General features: G+C 64.6%; 16 protein-coding genes and 1 pseudogene. 7 read left to right on the plus strand and 10 right to left on the minus strand.

Annotated features, from left to right (window positions below):
- Positions 1 to 122 precede the first annotated feature (122 nt).
- Together VAR608DRAFT_RS04120 and VAR608DRAFT_RS04125 are read right to left on the minus strand one after the other, a co-directional pair.
- Positions 123 to 581 (minus strand): nuclear transport factor 2 family protein, encoded by a 459-nt coding sequence (locus VAR608DRAFT_RS04120; protein ID WP_088952906.1) that lies wholly within the window; start codon positions 579 to 581, stop codon positions 123 to 125.
- A gap of 183 nt (positions 582 to 764) precedes the next feature.
- Positions 765 to 1,385 carry an isochorismatase family protein gene (locus VAR608DRAFT_RS04125; protein ID WP_157730598.1) on the minus strand — a complete coding sequence of 207 codons (621 nt, stop codon included), beginning with the start codon at positions 1,383 to 1,385 and terminating at the stop codon, positions 765 to 767.
- Positions 1,386 to 1,503: 118 nt separating this feature from the next.
- Between VAR608DRAFT_RS04125 and VAR608DRAFT_RS37390 the strand changes: the two genes are divergently transcribed.
- Positions 1,504 to 1,770: a hypothetical protein gene (locus VAR608DRAFT_RS37390; protein WP_172843800.1), complete on the plus strand. Its 267-nt coding sequence runs from the start codon at positions 1,504 to 1,506 to the stop codon at positions 1,768 to 1,770.
- 16 nt (positions 1,771 to 1,786) lie between these two features.
- On the opposite strand, the gene VAR608DRAFT_RS04130 is transcribed toward VAR608DRAFT_RS37390, so the two are convergent.
- Positions 1,787 to 2,725: a LysR family transcriptional regulator gene (locus VAR608DRAFT_RS04130; RefSeq protein WP_088958591.1), complete on the minus strand. Its 939-nt coding sequence runs from the start codon at positions 2,723 to 2,725 to the stop codon at positions 1,787 to 1,789.
- A gap of 147 nt (positions 2,726 to 2,872) precedes the next feature.
- On the opposite strand from VAR608DRAFT_RS04130, the gene VAR608DRAFT_RS04135 reads away from it, so the two are divergent.
- From VAR608DRAFT_RS04135 to VAR608DRAFT_RS36730, 6 genes and pseudogenes are all read left to right on the plus strand, one after another.
- On the plus strand, positions 2,873 to 4,300 hold the full coding sequence (locus tag VAR608DRAFT_RS04135) for an MBL fold metallo-hydrolase (protein ID WP_088952908.1): 1,428 nt from the start codon (positions 2,873 to 2,875) through the stop codon (positions 4,298 to 4,300).
- A gap of 93 nt (positions 4,301 to 4,393) precedes the next feature.
- Entirely contained in the window at positions 4,394 to 5,815 is a 1,422-nt protein-coding gene (locus VAR608DRAFT_RS04140) for an FAD-binding oxidoreductase (protein WP_088952909.1), read from the plus strand.
- A gap of 61 nt (positions 5,816 to 5,876) precedes the next feature.
- A complete protein-coding gene (locus VAR608DRAFT_RS04145; RefSeq protein WP_157730599.1) occupies positions 5,877 to 6,800 on the plus strand; it encodes a hypothetical protein in 924 nt (307 codons plus the stop codon).
- Between the two features lie 279 nt (positions 6,801 to 7,079).
- A complete protein-coding gene (locus tag VAR608DRAFT_RS04150; protein WP_088952911.1) occupies positions 7,080 to 7,859 on the plus strand; it encodes an enoyl-CoA hydratase in 780 nt (259 codons plus the stop codon).
- Positions 7,860 to 8,079: 220 nt separating this feature from the next.
- Positions 8,080 to 8,838, plus strand: a complete 759-nt coding sequence (locus tag VAR608DRAFT_RS04155; RefSeq protein ID WP_088952912.1) for a 3-hydroxyacyl-CoA dehydrogenase — start codon at positions 8,080 to 8,082, stop codon at positions 8,836 to 8,838.
- 45 nt (positions 8,839 to 8,883) lie between these two features.
- Positions 8,884 to 9,003: pseudogene (locus VAR608DRAFT_RS36730) on the plus strand (acetyl-CoA C-acyltransferase); the annotation flags it as partial.
- 6 nt (positions 9,004 to 9,009) lie between these two features.
- Here the strand turns inward: VAR608DRAFT_RS36730 and VAR608DRAFT_RS04160 are convergent.
- The 7 genes from VAR608DRAFT_RS04160 to VAR608DRAFT_RS04190 all read right to left on the minus strand — a co-directional run bounded on the left by VAR608DRAFT_RS04160 (position 9,010) and on the right by VAR608DRAFT_RS04190 (position 17,240).
- Positions 9,010 to 10,608, minus strand: coding sequence for a phospholipase D-like domain-containing protein (locus tag VAR608DRAFT_RS04160; RefSeq protein WP_088952913.1), 1,599 nt, complete (start codon positions 10,606 to 10,608; stop codon positions 9,010 to 9,012).
- Between the two features lie 107 nt (positions 10,609 to 10,715).
- Positions 10,716 to 11,705, minus strand: a complete 990-nt coding sequence (locus VAR608DRAFT_RS04165; protein WP_088952914.1) for a fumarylacetoacetate hydrolase family protein — start codon at positions 11,703 to 11,705, stop codon at positions 10,716 to 10,718.
- Positions 11,706 to 11,723: 18 nt separating this feature from the next.
- A complete protein-coding gene (locus tag VAR608DRAFT_RS04170; protein WP_088952915.1) occupies positions 11,724 to 12,803 on the minus strand; it encodes a glyoxalase in 1,080 nt (359 codons plus the stop codon).
- 14 nt (positions 12,804 to 12,817) lie between these two features.
- Entirely contained in the window at positions 12,818 to 14,425 is a 1,608-nt protein-coding gene (locus tag VAR608DRAFT_RS04175) for an FAD-dependent monooxygenase (RefSeq protein WP_197700469.1), read from the minus strand.
- Positions 14,426 to 14,597: 172 nt separating this feature from the next.
- Entirely contained in the window at positions 14,598 to 15,284 is a 687-nt protein-coding gene (locus tag VAR608DRAFT_RS04180) for a TetR/AcrR family transcriptional regulator (protein WP_157730600.1), read from the minus strand.
- Between the two features lie 22 nt (positions 15,285 to 15,306).
- On the minus strand, positions 15,307 to 16,104 hold the full coding sequence (locus VAR608DRAFT_RS04185) for an alpha/beta fold hydrolase (RefSeq protein WP_088958593.1): 798 nt from the start codon (positions 16,102 to 16,104) through the stop codon (positions 15,307 to 15,309).
- 53 nt (positions 16,105 to 16,157) lie between these two features.
- Positions 16,158 to 17,240 (minus strand): alpha/beta hydrolase family protein, encoded by a 1,083-nt coding sequence (locus tag VAR608DRAFT_RS04190; RefSeq protein ID WP_088952917.1) that lies wholly within the window; start codon positions 17,238 to 17,240, stop codon positions 16,158 to 16,160.
- Positions 17,241 to 17,322: the final 82 nt, after the last annotated feature.

Genomic DNA, 17,322 nt, shown 5'->3' on the forward strand with positions numbered 1-17,322 from the left:
ATTCATCAACGGTCACCGGATCTCACGCACGCAGACTGTCATACTTCTGCTTTGCTTCCTCATCGTGGCAGTAGACGGTTTCGCCCATACCTGCTCACCGACCGACAAACGGATAACGCCTTTCAGAACATGCCGTTTTGGTTGACACGCGGAATGTCCAGTGCAATCCAAGGGGCAGAGTTCTTTGGATTGCCAACCATTTGCAGGACGTCCCAATGCTCCACAGCCTTGCCATCCGCATCCATTCGGTAGATGTCGACCCCCGCAACTCCTGTGTCGGAGGGATCGTCATTGAACAGATTCAGAAAGTTGACGTGCGCCCACACGTACTCGCCGACAGCGATGATGCGATGGACGACAACGCGAGCACCGGCACGCTCGCGTGTGACCTGGCCGAAGTATTTGCCCAGCGCATCCGAGCCGTCTGGGATCAACGGATTGTGCTGGACATATTCTGGGCTCACTAATTTGGCGCTTGCCTCCTGCGATTTCTTCTGATTGATCATCAGATCGTAGAGGGCGAGAACGTTGTCCTTGTTGCGGACGGCGCGGTGGTCATTGGTGTCAACGAGCACGATCATGCGGGGATCCTTTCGCCATATGTGAATTGGTCGGCCTTTGCCCATACCGACGACTTGAAGCCGGAACGCATCCAGGTCTCTGTCGGATTTCTCTTGGGGGATCCGGAGCATTTCTCCTGAGTCCGATCCCACCGGCACAGGATCCGGCGCGAGGAATTGCTCACGCGTCCTCAAGTGCCGGACTCAGGCTCCAGCGGCCACAGCCGCGAGCTTCTGTACTTCGGGCAGATACCACTTGATGACGTCGCGAGCCTTGTCGGAGACAGGCGACTTCCAATCGCGGAATAACTCAGTGACCAGGGCCAATGACGTATTCGGGATTGCGCCAGCTGCGGTCAACCGTTCAATTGCGGTCCGATGCGCAAGCTGGGACATCCCCCCAACCGCATCGACGACGAACATGGCTTCAAAGCCATCTCGCAATGCATCCACCACGGGGAATGCCAGGCAGATTTCCGTGTACAGAGCACCGAAGATCAGACGCTTCTTGCCGGTCTTCTCGATCGCCGCTCTGAATCCTGCGTCTTCCCACGCGTCCATCGAGCTTCGGTCGATCACTGCATGGCCAGGCAGTTCGTCCCGAATCGATGCGCGCGTCGGGCCGTTCACGCCCATCTTGACTCCCACGGTGCTCAGCACGACCGGGACGTCAAAACTCTTGGCCGCCTTGATCAGGAAGCGGACGTTGAGATCAATCAGGTCCGCGCTGGTCTCGGACCTGACGTTCTCGAACATTTCCTTTTGATAGTCGATCAGGACCAGGGCTACGTCCTCAAGGGCCCAGACGCCACGAGAAAGGCTCATCTCACATCTCCAAGTGACAGACACCTCGACTGGTGCCGTTCCAAGTACTCTAGATTTCCTGCTCAAGTTGCGGTAGGACCAGACGACGACATGCTGTGTCGCGCAGAGCGGAACACCCGTGGATCGAAGACGCATCCTGCAGCAGCACCACAGGGACCGCTCCGGCGCGCCGCAGGGATCATGGCGAGCTCATGTGCAGGGGCCGCATCCGGGGATTGTCCAGCAACGCTTCAAAGAGCGTCGGAAAGAGTCGCTACGCACGGTAGCGAGTCAGCAGAATTGGGCGGCGTTGGATGGGTTCTACCAGCGCCTGTTCAACTTCCTGGAATTCCGCAGCTGGCGAGAGGCATCGCTGGCGCCGCGGTCCTCCTTCGTGAACGCGTGACCCCCAAGTCGCAGTACTATCGCACGCTGCGCGTCCGCGTCTTCGCTTCCTGCGGGGCCGCCGGCTTGTCCTTGAGCGCCGCTTCGATGTGAGCCGCGAATCCGGTCGCGGCGGGTGACAGTGATCGGTCGGCCGGACGAAACAGTGACATCTCGCGCAGCAGGACCGGATTTTCGATCTGCCGCATGACCAGGCCGAGCTGCACGGCAAGGGGCTGCACGTATGCAGGCGAGATCGTGTAGTAGATCTCGGTCGCCGCAAGGGCCAGCGCCGTCGAGACATTGTCGACGACCTGCACCGGTACCACGCGCGCGTTGTCCGGCACGTTACGCATCATTCCCGAGAGATGGATCTCATGGTCCCGCCCGGCTGCAACGAGTTCCGCTTTGCCGAGGTCTGCCCAGGTCACCGTGGGCATGCGCGCGAACAAATGCTTTGGCGCGCACCAAACCACCCAGGGGCTGGGATAGAGCAAGACGCGCTCAACCTCCGGCCCGATTGGGCGGTCGGGGCCCACCGCGAGATCGACTTGCCGCGACGCGACCTTGTCGACGAGTGCCTCGACCGGCGAATCGATGAGTCGAACGGTCACTTTCGGCCGAAGGGTCTTATAGCTGGCGATGATGCGCGGAAGCATCACGCTCGCCACCACCATCGGTGCGGCAACACGCACCACCCCCGCGGCCTGATTCCGGATGTCCAGGGCCATCGTCCGTGCCAGATCGACGTGCTTGCTGAGCGCCTGTGCAGCGGGCATGAAGGCGCGGCCCGCCGGTGACAGCACAACCTTGCGCGTGCTGCGGTCGAAGAGCTTGTACCCGAGGACGCCTTCGATCTCGATGATGAGTTGGCTGACCGCCGACGGCGTGAGATGCAGATGGTCTGCGGCGCGCGTAAAGCTCCCGGTGTCCGCGACGGCGATGAAAGCTTCGATCTGGCGGAGGGTGAAGTGCATGTGCGATCCGATGGCACGTCGATCCATTGTACAGACAAGCTTCAAAGTGCCTCAGGAAATGTCGCGACTACCCGGTTCGATCGGGCCAAAAATCGCTTCGGCGATCCATGAATCGCGCGAACCTGCCTCGTATTTCCAGGAGACAAAATGTTCAGGCTTAACACACCCTCACACCGCGCCTTTGGCGCCTCGGTCGCCTCAGCCCTTGCGGCTGCGGTGCTCGCTGCCTGCGGCGGCGGCGGCGGCGGCCCATACACAACCGTAGGAGCCATACCCACGCTCGCGGCGGCCACCGGGCCATTGGGCGTGGTGCCGGACTCCTCGACGGGGTTCACTTCCCCGCCGAAGAGCGCGACTGAATACGACAAACACTTGGCGCTGGCCACTGCCAACGCTGGGACCAAGCCGGCGGCGGACGCAGCGCCTGCGCCCGGCACAGCAGCGCAGTACGACCCCGCCGCGCTTCGCACTCAGTGGTGCTACACCGCTGAGCACACGAGCTTCCCCCCAGAACTGTCGGACCACAACATTGTTCCGCCGACGCAGATGTTCGACAACATGTGGTCCTTCGGCCCGCGGTGGGTCCTGCAGTATGCGTTCAAGGCCGACAACGGGAAGTCATTCCTCATCGATACGCTGAACAACACCGGTGAGGCCCAAAGCATCACCGAGCCCGGCCTCTTGGCCATGGGGTCGAGCGCGAGCCAGCTCGAGGGCGCGATGCCGACGCACGGGCATGGTGATCACTACGGCGGCGCGGGTTACCTGCAGCAAACGTACGGAATCCCCATCTACTTGGGCAGTGCGGACGCGAGTGTCGGAGCAAAGGCAACACCACCGTTCACCGTGACGCAGCTGGATTCCAGCAACCTGCAGCCACAGGCCAAGGATTTCGGCGGCTTGTCGATGACGCTGCTGTCCACACCCGGCCACACCGTCGGGACGTTCTCCGGCGTCGTGCCCGCAAAGCTGAATGGCAAGACATATCACTTGGCGTTCTGGGGCGGCACGGGCATGCCCGGCACGATCTCGCTGGCCCAACAGTACCTCGACGGAAGCGAGCGGCTGTACCGCCTCTCCGCTGCCCAGAAGATTGACGGCACGATTCACACGCACCCCTTCGTAGACGGATCGCTGGCGAAGCTTGACGCATTGAAGGCGAATCCGCAGTCGTACTCGTCGGCGAACCCGTTCCTCATCGGCAATGCGCTCGCGCTGCGCTCGCTGTCCATTCTGCGCGAGTGCGCGGCGGCGAAGGTGGCGCAACTCGACGCGACCGCCAAGATTCCCGGATGGATCACGACAGCTGTACAAGTGACGCAAGCGACTAACTCTCCCGGGATGATGCAAGCTACCGCCGTGGTCACCGATCCGTTCGGATTCGTGCAGAACGGCCACGTCAACTTCACCGCGCAGCCGGCTGGCGAGACCTGCACCTCATACACGAACGCAAAGGGTGTGGCCGGCTGTACGTTCCCGAGCACAGCGACCTCGGTGACCGCCGAATTTGCAGAAGGTACGCTCTCCGACGGCACAGTCGAGCTTGCGTCCGCCACCACCGCACAAGTGAAGTAAATACCGCCCGCGCTGCGCCCGGGCTCGAATCTGCCGACCTGTCCGAAGCCGGCCGCATTGCGTCCGGCTTCGGCAATCCAGGGAGCATCCATCATGACCACTCAAGAGCGTGCACCGACCGTACGCGCCTCTCAAATTTCGGAACAACTCCTGCAGGAGCTTCGAGAGGTCCTCGGTTCTTCTTCGGTCCTGACAGGCGCGGCGATCGAAGAACGCACGACTGCGGACTGGAGCGAGGCCGAGGCGCGATTGCCCATCGCCGTCCTGTTACCGCGCACACCTGAACAAGTGGCAGGCGCACTGCGCGTGTGCAACGCGCATCGCGCGCGCCTCGTGGTTCAAGGCGGACTCACCGGATTGGCCGGCGGCGCCAATCCCCAGGAAGGGGAGATCGCGCTGTCGCTGTCGCGCATGGATGCGATCGAGGACTTAGACCCGGTCGGTGGAACGGCACTCGTCCAGGCCGGCGTCACCCTCGAGAAGCTGCAGGATGCCGTCGCGGAACGCGGATGGTTGTTCCCCCTGGACCTCGGTGCTCGCGGCAGCTGCCAGCTAGGAGGAAACGCCGCAACGAACGCAGGCGGCAACCGGGTCCTGCGGTACGGGATGATGCGCAACCTCGTGCTGGGGCTCGAAGCGGCACTACCCGACGGCACGCTGCTGACGATGCTCGATCGCGTCATCAAGAACAACGCCGGGTTCGACCTCAAGCAGTTGTTCATCGGGACCGAAGGCAGCCTCGGCGTGATCACGCGCCTGTCGCTCGCACTAGTGCCGAAACCATCCTCGCAGATGACGGTGCTTTGCGCGGTGGGAAGTTTCGATGCGGCCCTATCGCTGCTGCGCGAAGCGAAAGCGCGCTTGCCCGGTCTCTCGGCATTCGAGCTGATGTGGCGCGACTTCTTCGACGCGAGCCTTGCTGCGCTTGGGAAGACGTCCCCCTTCCGGGAGCAGCGCCCGCTGTACGTGCTGATCGAAACTTTCGCGGCCTCCCTCGAGCTCGGCACCGGCGCGATGGAAGCGTTCCTCGAGAACGCGATGGAGCGCGAGATCGTCCAGGATGCCATCGTCGCCCAGTCCGTCGCGCAGGCCCAGCAGCTCTGGTCCTATCGCGAAGGTGTCAGCGAGCTGCTGTCGCTCTGCAAGCCATGCGCTGCCTTCGACGTGAGCGTCGCAACGCCTCGAATGGACGACCTCGTCGACGACCTGCGATCCAGGCTGGGCGCGCTGTTCCCGCAGCAGCAACACCTTTTCTTCGGGCATCTGGGCGACGGCAACCTGCACCTGATCAGCGGCCCGTTCGCGTCCGATTCGGACCTCGAGCACGCGGAGAGCCTCGTGTACGAGGCGGTGGGACGTTTCGACGGAAGCATCTCGGCCGAACACGGCGTCGGGACCATCAAGCGTCCCTTTCTCCACCACAGCCGCAGCCAAGAGGAAGTGGCGTTGATGCGGCAGCTCAAAGCCATGCTGGACCCGCACCGCATTCTCAATCGCGACCGGGTATTCGCGTGAGCCACTTTCCCAACATTACCCAGGAAAACCGGCACAGAATCGCCCAACCAAAGGAGACATGATGTTCCGGCTTCTCTCGAGCGGCTTCGCGTCCATCGTGATCGCATCGGTTACGTCTGCCGTCGCCCTGCCTGCTGCGGCTGCGGCGAAGCAGGACGGCTGCACGCCGTCCGCCCATTCAGGAACTGTCGCCCACCCGATGCCGGTCGACGTGCCGGTCGACAAGCTGACGCAGCTTCCCGCCAATTCGTCGCTGGTGACACAGCCGGCCGCGGACTTGCGGAGTGCCGAATGGACGACCGGGGCCAACACGTTTCTCGCGCTGGTGCCCGCGCAGGATGACCAGCCTCGGCGAGCCGCAGGACTCATCGCCAGCGGACCGGACGGTACGCGCGCGACTTGGCTTCCCGCAGGTGCAGACCGAGGCGGCGATTCATGGGACCTGCATGTGCTCGAGCGCCTGTACCAGTTCATCTTGCAGAAGGATCCGGTCCAGGATTTCAGGTTCGATATCGGAGCGCAGCAAGCGCCGCGCACCGGCTCGCGCACACAAGCTGCAATCCTCGCGGCAATTGCCCGCGCGCGCAATTGCGTCGTGCGCAGCGAAGCTGCCTCGGCGACAGCGAATGCCGTTTCGTGGGAAGTCGTCGATGTTTCTCCGCTGCGCAAGCCATCGCTGCCAGTCGAAGTCGCGGTGCGCGCATCAATAGCCGGCCGACCCGTTGCCGATTCGCAAGTCACGTTTGCGCGCGGCTTGCACTTGTTTTGCATCGCAAAGACGGACAGGCGTGGTGTCGCGAAGTGCACGCTCTCGGAGCTCCACGAGGACGACGGCGCAGACGAAGACCAGGCAGCTCCAGTCGTGGCCACGTTCGGAGGAGCAGTCAGTCCCACGAAGATCCAGTTGCCCACCACCGCAGTCTGGTTTCCGCCGCCAGCCAAACGTAGTGAGTCGGTAGCCGTCGAGCCAGGTCGGCCGCGATAGGCTGACGCTCCTTCGTCAGCTCCTTAGCGGTCTTTCGCATCTGCGCCTCGAAATCTTGGATCGCGGCGCGCTCACCTCGCCGCTGCTCCGTGTGGCCGGAGATGTCCGCCAGCGCGCATGCTCTGCTCAAGTGCCCCTCGCCTTGTGTCTGAGCTGTGGAATTCTGCAAACGGGCCGTGCATTCCTGCTTCTTGATTCCCACCGGAGCCGCAACTACTCTCGGCGGTTTCTTTTTGGTCTTGAGTGACCACGAGCGATCCACAGAGTAAATCAGAAAAGATGAGCTACGAAACCATCGAAGTACGGGTCGAAGCCGAGAAAGTCGGCGTCATCACGCTCAACCGCCCCAAGGCGCTCAACGCACTGAACGACCAGCTCATGACCGAACTGGGCCAGGCGCTGAAGGCCTTCGACGCCGACGACGCCATCGGCTGCATCATCGTCACCGGCAGCGAAAAGGCCTTTGCCGCCGGCGCCGACATCGCGGCCATGGCCAAGTACACCTTTCTCGACGCGTACAAGGGCGACTTCATCACCCGCAACTGGGAAACCATCCGCTCCATCCGCAAGCCGGTGATCGCCGCGGTCGCGGGCTTCGCGCTCGGCGGCGGCTGCGAGCTGGCGATGATGTGCGACTTCATCATCGCGGCCGACAACGCGAAGTTCGGCCAGCCCGAGATCAAGATCGGCGTCATCCCCGGCGCCGGCGGCACGCAGCGCCTGCCGCGCGCGGTCGGCAAGTCCAAGGCGATGGACATGGTCCTCACCGCCCGCATGATGGACGCCGCCGAAGCCGAGCGCGCCGGGCTGGTGAGCCGCGTCGTGCCGCTGGACAAGCTGATGGAAGAAACCCTGGGCGCCGCGCTCGTGATTGCCGGCTACTCGCAGCTCTCGGTGATGGCGGCCAAGGAATCGGTCAACCGGGCCTTCGAAAGCGGCCTCGCGGACGGTGTGATGTTCGAGCGGCGCCTCTTCCACTCGCTGTTCGCGACCGCCGACCAGAAGGAAGGCATGGACGCCTTCCTGACCAAGCGGGCGCCGGACTTCAAAAACGCTTGACCTCGCTGCGGAATCCCGCGGCGAGCATGGGCTCCCGGTCTCAGCAGGCCGAGGGAGGTCGAGATCGTCGGGCGACGCCACCAAACGCATCTGGGCAAATTGCTGACGCTCGGAAGCGATCACGGGTATCTGCGGCGATGCCCCATCGAAGTGCGAATGCGCAATGGTCGGATGCGTGATGGTCTGCCGATCGAACAACTGAAACGAATGGAGCGGAAACATGAAGATTGAAGGCAAAGTATTTATCGTCACCGGCGGCGCCTCGGGGCTCGGCGAGGGCACGGCGCGGATGCTGGCGGCCAACGGCGGCAAGGTGGTCATCGCCGACATGCAGGCCGACAAGGGCGAGGCGGTCGCCAAGGAGATCGGCGGCGTCTTCGTCAAATGCGACGTGAGCCAGGAAGCGGACGGCCAGGCCGCCGTCGCCGCCGCCCTCAAGCTGGGCAAGCTGGTGGGCCTCGTCAATTGCGCCGGCATCGCGCCCGCCGAGAAGACCGTCGGCAAGAACGGGGCGCACGGCCTGGCGGTCTTCAGCAAGACGGTCACGGTCAACCTCGTGGGCAGCTTCAACATGATCCGCCTGGCCGCCGACGCGATGAGCAGGAACGAGCCCGAATCGACCGGCGAGCGCGGCGTGCTGATCTCCACCGCCTCCGTCGCCGCCTACGACGGCCAGATCGGCCAGGCCGCCTACAGCGCATCGAAGGGCGGCGTCGTCGGCATGACCTTGCCGATCGCGCGAGATCTGGCGCGCAGCGGCATCCGCAACATGACGATCGCTCCGGGCATCTTCGGCACGCCGATGCTGTTCGGCATGCCCCAGGAAGTACAGGACGCGCTCGCGGCCAGCGTGCCCTTCCCCTCGCGCCTGGGCACGCCCGAGGACTACGCGAAGCTCGCCCGCCACATCATCGAGAACGACATGCTCAACGGCGAGGTGATCCGGCTGGATGGAGCCATTCGACTGCCCCCGAAATAGCCCGCCGTCCTCTCGATGAGGTTACAAACCTCCAAACGAGCACAGATGAATTCGCGCGACATTTTGGTGGTGGGCACTGCGCGAACCGCGATCGGTACCTTCGGGGGTGCGCTCAAGGATGTTCCCAATACCCAACTCGCCACCACCGCGGTCAAGGCCGCCATTGGCGACCTACAGCAGCGACTCCGGAATCACGAACGACTGGATGTAAAGCTTCATTCGGGTCCACAGGTCGGCACCGGGTTCGGTGTCGATCACCTTCGTGCCGTCGCGCTCGTCCGTCCACACCCACTCGAGATCACGCTGCGTGCCTTTCTTCAGCCGCACCTCGTAGGAAGCCCCGCGCTGCAGTAGCTCCATCAGGCCCAGCGCCTCTGCGGCCAGTTCGGGGCTGCGGATGAGCACGCCGAACTCGGTGTTGAGCGCCTCGGAACGCGGATCGAAGTTCACCGAGCCGATGAACATGCGCTCTCTGTCGATCACGGCCGCCTTAGTGTGCAGGCGCAGCGGCGCATTCGCGACCTCCCCGGGCAACAGCAGGCGCTGCCCCAGGCTCGGATGCAGTTCGAAGATTTCGACGCCGGCGCGCAGCATGTTGTCGCGGTAGCGACGGTAACCAGTATGCACCACCGGCTCGTCGGTGGCGGCCAGCGAGTTGGTAATGAGGCGGATGCGCACGCCGCGCCGAACATTGGTGCGCGTGCCTTCCAGTGCTTCGGGACCGGGCACGAGGTAGGGTGAAGACAACCAGACTTCGCGACGCGCGCTTCGGAACTCGGTCGTCAGCAGAAGGCGACTGCTGTCCAGCAGCGCGCCGCTGGGCAGGCGGCCGATTTCCAGTTCGCCCCAGGCCTTGGCCGGCGAGTCAGCGAAAGCCTGGGCGCTGCCGTAGGTCATCTGCACCCGGCCGGCCATCAACTCGTCGACCACCGGCGCGCGCCCCAGGCGGTCCAGCCCGCGATAGGGCGTCGGCTCGGGAGTATCGGCACCATCCACGCGCGCCTCGAAGTCGCGGCGCAAGAGTTCGGGCGCCTGGGTTGGCCGTAGCACCGAGGCGGCGGTGCGCACCTGCTCGGCGTTCCAGTACTCATCGAAAAGGCTGGCCATTTGGGGCACCACCGGGCCTGCGACCAGTACGTCGTAGTCGAAGAAGTTCGACTCGGCGTTGCGCATGAAGTATTCGTCACCCAGGTTACGCCCGCCGGTAACCGCCAGCACGCTGTCTGCTATGAACAGCTTGTTGTGCATGCGGTGGTTAAGCCGCGAAAAATCCAGCAGCGCGGCAGCAAAGCGACTTGGCACGCTGCCGCGCGTGGGGAAGGGATTGAAGAGGCGTATCTCGACGTTGGCGTAGGTGCCCAACCCATCGAGCAACGGCTCGAGACCGTCCGTGTACAGGTCGTCCAGCAAGAGGCGAACCCGCACGCCGCGTTGGGCCGCATTGCGCAATTCGCGCAGCACCAGCCGCCCCGTGGAATCGTTGTGCAGGTGGTAGTACTGCAAGTCAAGCGAACGCTTTGCGCTGCGCAGCAAGGCGAGCCGGACATCCAGGCCTCCAGGACCGAGCAGGAAACGAAAGCCGCTGGCGCCCGGCTCGGCCCCGGCCAGCGAGGCGTGTGCAATGCGGTCCAACGGCGTTGCAGCGTCTTGTGCCGGCATCGACGTGGTGTAGCTGCGCGGTCCCTCGTCAGGCAGCGTGGCGCAGCCTGCGAGCGCGAGTGTGGCAACGACGGTGCAAGCAAGGAGCAATAGGCGGATGGGCCGGCACATGCTGAGGTTGTCACTGGATCCTGGCACCCGCCTGCTGCGTCAACTCCCTGTGCCGCCTGAAGTACATGATCTGCCGCAGATCCATCGTTGGGGCCTCGGATCGGGCGTCACCCTTGGACGACGCGGCTGAACTGGCCCCCCAGGGCTCGCTGGGCGTGCCCGTCGCGCAGCGTCAGGCTCATGGTATCGCCCGGCTGCAGGAAGCTCACCTTCGATTTCAGGTGCTCGCGGAATTCGTCCCGGCGCTTGTCGTCATCCATCATGTTCTGGGTGATGATTTCCAGCATTCGCGCCGGCGAGCCGTGCCCGAGCAGCACCCCGCCGGGCGTGCCCGTGAGGATCATGTCGCCGGCCTTCAGGTCCATGATGGCGGCCAACTGGGTCAGGGTGTCCGCCGGCTTGTGGATCATCTCCGAGGGGCTGGCCGACTGGCGCACCGAGTCCTGGTAGCTGAGCGTGAACTCGAGCTTGTCGAAGGTCGATGCCACCTCGGCGGGCTCCAGCCAATACAGCACCGGCCCCGTCGGGCAGAAGGTGCGGTAGCTCTTGCCCTGATACCACTGCAGGGTCAGCGCCCCGAACATGGTGTCTCGCGCCGAGATGTCGTTGCACAGGACGACGGCGGAGATGAATTCGCCAAGCCGCTCGGGTGTGACCACATCGCCCGCCTTCAGGTCGCGCCGCAGCACGATGCCCACCTCCACCTCATAGTCAAGGAGTTCGACTTCCGGGGGGCGCACGATATCCGAGTAGGGCCCCGTGAGCGAAGAGCTGGCCTTGTTGAAGAACAGGTTGCGCTTGCGCTTGACCGCTCCGGTCTCCTGCGCATGCGTGGCGTAGTTCACACCCTGGCACACGAGCGTTGCATCCGTCGTCACGGGGCTGAGCAGGGACTTGGCGGGCATGCTCTTGCCTTCGCCGCCCGAGGGCAGCTTCAAGCCATTTTCCAGTGCGCTCAGCAGTTGCCCCGTGGTGGTCGCTGTCGTGTCGATCTCCACGACGCGGATCTCGTCCTGCGGCCGCGTCGGCGCCTCGGACACCAGCAGCCCCCAGCGCGCGCCAGCGGCGCTGTCGAAGCGTACGATCATCGATGACATGTTCAGGTCCTTGTCTCTTCAATCCAATTTGGGCCACCAGGCACGCGCGGGTTCGCGCAGCGCCTGGATCAGCTCACGCACGACAGGCGGCGCATCCGGGGGCGCCGGCATCGGCGGGCGCATTGACTGCGGCAGGTCCTGGCCCCAGGCCCAGAGGCCGCCCAGGGTCAAGGGATGGAAGCCCGTGGGGTAGTCGGCGGTCATCACGTCGCCGTCGGCGTAGTGCTCCCACTCGTCGCCCACCGGATCCTTCCAGTAGTCGTAGAACTGGCTGCCCAGCAGGTGCCGCCCCATGCCCCAGAAGTGCTCCCAACCCTTGGACCACAGGAACTGCTGTCCTTGGCCGATCGCGTCCAGATCGACCGTCTCGGTCGACACGTGGAGCATCTTCGGCGCCGGTCCGGCCACCAGCGCAATGGTGTGGTGGTCGGCCGGATCGCTGCCCCGGTCCAGCCTGCAGAACGCGAGGGCCGGGGTCCCGTCGGGCAGCGTCTGCATGTCCGTCGGGATCAGGCCGAAGCGGCTCATGTACCACATCAGCGTCTCACCAAACAGGGGCGTCTGCAGCACCACGTGGCCGAAGCGCAGCACGGGTGACGGCGCCACATCGGTGCGAACCCCGGCGTTGATGCGCCTGTTGACGCCGGGCGAGTTGAACTGGGTGATCGCAGCGCGCGTCGCCACGGGCTGCACCGGCTCGAAGCCGTGAATCAAGTCGACCCGGAATCCGGCAGGATCGAACAGCCGCACACGCACGCCGCCGCCCGGTCCCTCGACCGCTTCGATGGGTTTGTTCTCGGCCGCCGCGAGTCTGTCGAGATCGGAGCGGCTGCGCGCGACGAGCCCGAACCCGACGAAGGCATCGCGCTCAGAAGGGATCAGCTCCACGCCATAAGGCAGGTGGCCATACGAGCGGTAGAAGCGGCTCTTGCTGCCCGCGGATGGACCACAGGGCAGGAGCCCGAAGTCCTGCAGGAACGGCTCCATCTTCGCTGCGTCCTTGCGCTCGAACACGACGTGTGCCAAGGCGTCCGCGCGCACGATGGGCTGCGGCCGCTTGAAGGCCGGTTGCATCTGTTGTGTCTGTTGCTGGCTCATTTCAATTCCTTCACTCAAGCACCGCGCACACGGTCGATGACCGCCAGCGCATCGTCAGGCATCGCGTTGCCGCGCCAGGCGACATGCTGGTCGGGGCGCACCAGCACGAAGTCGCGCTCGTAGATGCGCCTTGCGTTGGCGTCGCGCACGTCGAGCACCTTCAGCGGCACGCCGCGGCGCTGCGCCGCCTCGGCCAGCGCAGTCACGCTCGCGTCGGTGAAGCGCACCAGCGTGAACCCGGGCCCGAACATGTCGAACAGGGCGCTCCCATCCTCGAGGAACACGTGCGGCGCGCGCACACCCGGCCAGGTACTCGGTACGTAGTCCAGGAAGCGCCACTCGGGTTCGTCGTCCTCGGCGCACACGATCGGCGAGCCCCGGTAGCGATAGCCGATCTCGATGCCGAGCGACTCGTTCTCGCCATTGCCCAGATCGACGATCAGCTTGCCCAGGGCTGCCCGCGCGGCCGCGCCTTGCGCGCTATCCTCGTGGATCTGCGGCGTGTAGGCCTGCATGATCTTCAGGCGGATGTCCATGTTCGCGCCGGCCGCTTCGCAATTGCGCAGCCCCACCGGCCGGCGTTCGGTCTCGATCGTCTCCAGCAGCTTGGGACCCCCCCAGCCCTGCAGCACCGCTGCGAACTTCCAGCCCAGATCCACGGCGTCGCAGATGCCGGTGTTCATGCCGTAGCCGCCCGTGGGCATGTACTGGTGAACCGAATCGCCGGCGAGCCACACGCGTTGCTTGCCATAACCCGAGGCGACCACCAGGTGGGGCGTCCATGCATTGGCCTGCAGCACCTCGAGCGGAAACTCCATGCCAAGGCAGTCGTAGACGGTTCGCTTGGGATCGATGTCTTTCGGCTCGACCCCTTCCGGGATCGCACTGTGCAGCGTCCACGTCTCCCGGTCGTCCTGCGCGATCATCGTGCCGTGCACCGGCGCCTGGTAATGCCAGGCCACTCCGAAGCGCTGCATGAGGTCCTTGGCCGGCGTACGGAAGTGGACCATGAAGGCGCGAATGATCGCGAAATGACCCTCCAGGCGGATGCCGCCAAGCTGCTCTCGCACCTTGCTGCTGCCGCCGTCGCAGCCGGCGAGCAACTGGCAGCGCACGGTCTCGCTCTTGCCAGTGGAAACCTCCCGGATCACCGCAGTGACACCGTCGCCATCCTGCTCGAAGCTCTCGAACGCCCAGCCAAACCGGATGTCGACCTTGCGCTCGAGCAGCACCTCATGCAGCGCGGGCTCCAGCACGACCTGGCTCAGCCGCATGTTGGGCTCCAGCGGCATCGAGCCGTCGTTGCGCGCCGCAATGTTCTTGCGCGCGTCGTGCACGTTGGGATAACGGAACCGGGCCAGCTCCCACTCGCCAAGCTTCGTCACCCACGACACGTCCATGACATTCTCGCGCGGCACGGCGATGTCGCGGATGCGCTCGGCCACCCCCAGCCGCCGGAAGTGCTCCATGCTGCGCCCATTGGTGACGTCCATCTTCGGGTGCCGCGTCGTCGTCGCGTTGCGCTCGACAACGAGCGTGCGAACTCCGCGCGCATGCAGCTCCAGGGCGGTGGCCAGGCCCACCGGACCCGCCCCGACAACGAGTACTGGTACCTCGATCATGTGTCTCCTTCTTCGTGCGTTCTTGCCGCAGCAATGCGCTGCTGCTTCTCAAGGACACAGGTGTACCCGCTCGCCGCAAGCCAGTCAACGAAAACTCCACACATGTGGAGTTTTAAATTGCGAGGCACTGTGTTGCAACCCGCGCAACACCCAGACAGCAGCCTTGACCGGACTACCTGAAGACCGAACGTTCGATCACACGCCAGTACTCGGCGACCGCCGCGGGATTGTCGAGAGAGAACTTCATCGTCGCGCGCATCTCGCCTTGCAGCGACGAGGGCACCGACACCATGCCGATCAGCATGTAGTAGATGAGGTCCGGGTCGCCCGCCAGCATGTCGCCGTCGGCTTGCGCCTGGCGGATCTTCGGGACGATCCGCTCCCTCGCCTTCGACAGAATGTTCCTGACAATCCACCGCAACCGCGGACTGGGCGCATGGTTCTCCTGCAGCATGAAGTGGTGGAACTCCCTGTGCTCGACCGTGAACTGCAGGAAGGCCTTCACTTCCAGCCGCACCGCGTCGGCCGCCGACTGCTGCTGCGGTTGCGCCTCGGCCGCCGCCTGCCAGATGGCACCCATCTGCGCGAAAGCCTCCGTCGCCACCGCGCGCCAGAGCGCCGCTTTGTTCTTGAAGTGGTAGGTGATGAGCGTGTACTCGAGACTCGCGCGCTCGCCGATGCGTCGCACGCTCGCCCCCTCGAAGCCCCGCTCGGCAAACTCGCTCAGCGCTGCGTCGAGAATGGCACGACGTGTTTCGATCGCGCGCTTCTGCGGCCGTCTACGGCTTCCCGCCCTCCGTGTGGTTGCGGCTGCCTTGGTGTCTGACTTGGACATGTGCGTTGAAATGGCAAACCGCACGATGGTACTTCCGCCGCCGGGTCTAACCGCTCTCCCTCACCGCCGCCTGCAGTGCTTCGCGAACCAAAAGCGGCCGCTCCAGCGGCAGGAAATGGGTCGTTCCCGGCACGATCTCCGCTCGGGGCGCCAAGGCGCGCGCTTCGGCCCCAACGGTGGATCCCTGCTCCGACGCGAAGATGCGGGTGGGACGGCTCAGCCCACCAAACAGCTCGGCAGGCTCATACTCTTGGTACGCGTACATCAGGACTTCCCACTGGGGCCGACAGGCCAGCGACACCTCGTCGGCCGGCGTATCGCGAAAGCCCGCGGCGGCATAGTCGGCGAGTTGCTCTTCGCTCCAGGTGGCGAAAGCACCACGGCCGCGATAGGACGCCATTGCCGCCGCACGGTCCGGGAACGCCTCCCGCCTGCGCAAGGTGCCCTTCACCATCGGATCGTCCCACAGCGGCGCCGCCCGCAACTCCTGCGGCAGCAGCACCGGCTCGAAGAGGACGAGCGAACGCACGCGCGCCGGGTCTCGTACAGCAGCAATCAGGCTGGTGGTCGCCCCAATCGAATGGCCCCCCAGCACGACCGGCTGGTCCGCAGCCACGTCGAGAAGGGCCAGCAAGTCCTCGGCATAGCCAGCCCACCGGGTCCAGTTGTCCGGGTCCGCGGGAAGTGTGGAAGCGCCGTGCCCGCGCAGGTCCAGCGCCAGGATCCGAATGTCCGACGCCAGCGGCGCCAGAACGCTGCGATAGGTTCGCGCGTTCAGCCCGTTCGCATGCGAGAACACGAGATCGACCGGCCGGTCAGCGGGGCCGAAGTCGAGCGCTGCCATTTCGCCCCCGCGGCCGGGCAAGTGAAAACGCCGCGTGCGCGGCTCATACGAGCTCATAGATTGCGGGCGATGAAGTCCGCGATGGCGGGCCGCGCATAGTGGGACCTGTCGTGATTGCAGTGCCCGCTGTCGTCCCAGATCATCCGCGTCACCGGCCCGGACACGGCATCGGCCAGCTGATGGGCGTTGCGCACGGGCATCGCCTGGTCCAGTCCGCCGTGCATCACCAGAGTCGGGCACTTGATCTTCTGGGCGTGGCCTTCCAGGTCCATGAACCGGTAGAACTCGTCGGCCTCCTCCACGGTATGCGAGTCCCCGAGGAACATCAGGCCCCGCCGATTCGCTTCGTCGTAGCTGGCCATCGGCTCCAGCCTCCACATCCCGGCCCATGCGACCAGCGCCTTGAGGCGATCGTCCACCGCCGCCGCCTTCGGCGCGAAATAGCCGCCCAGGCTGCGCCCCACGATGCCGATGCGCTGCGCGTCGATCTCGGGCCGCTTCTCAAGGTAGTCGATCGCGGCGCTGACGGTTTCCTCGAAATGCGGCGTGAGGCGAAGGAAGAACGCGGTCTCGCCCTGGCCCGGACCATCGAAGGCAAACGTCGCCACACCGCGGGCGAGCAACATGTCGCTGACATTGCGATAGTCGACCTTGGTGGTGTCCAGGCCCCCGATCAGGATCGCCACGGGCGCCTTGTCCACGCCCCGCGGCAACCTCAGATACGCCTTGAACTTGTAGTCCTTGTAGGGGAAGAAGACGGTCTCGACAGGCCGATCCAGAAGCGGCGCCGCCTTCTCGAAGGACTGGTGCTTGCGAATGCTGATCTGCTCCTTCACCGCGACATCGTCGAAGTACAGGTACTGCGCGTAGTGGCGATACAGGGCTGCGCGGAAGAATTCGTCGCCCGCCGACAGCGAGTGGCCTTCAACGAGCTGCACGTCACCCCTGGCCTCCGCCTGGTCGGCGAAGCGGCTCCACACGACGGGCCAACTGGCCCAATCCGTGAGCTGCTCGCCGATCGTGATGAGGTCGCGGTAGTGCACCCCGTCGGCCAGGAAGCGGTCCACGCCGTTGGACACGACCATCTTGGGCGTGCGCGAGTCGGCACCGTCAGCCTTGAGCTGTTCTTCTTTCATACGAATGGCATCCTGATTTCACTGCGAACTGCGCAGCATGATCCGCGATTCCCTGCTCATCCAGAAATAGCGTTTGCGCATG

Source organism: Variovorax sp. HW608, assembly GCF_900090195.1.
Lineage (GTDB): Bacteria > Pseudomonadota > Gammaproteobacteria > Burkholderiales > Burkholderiaceae_C > Variovorax.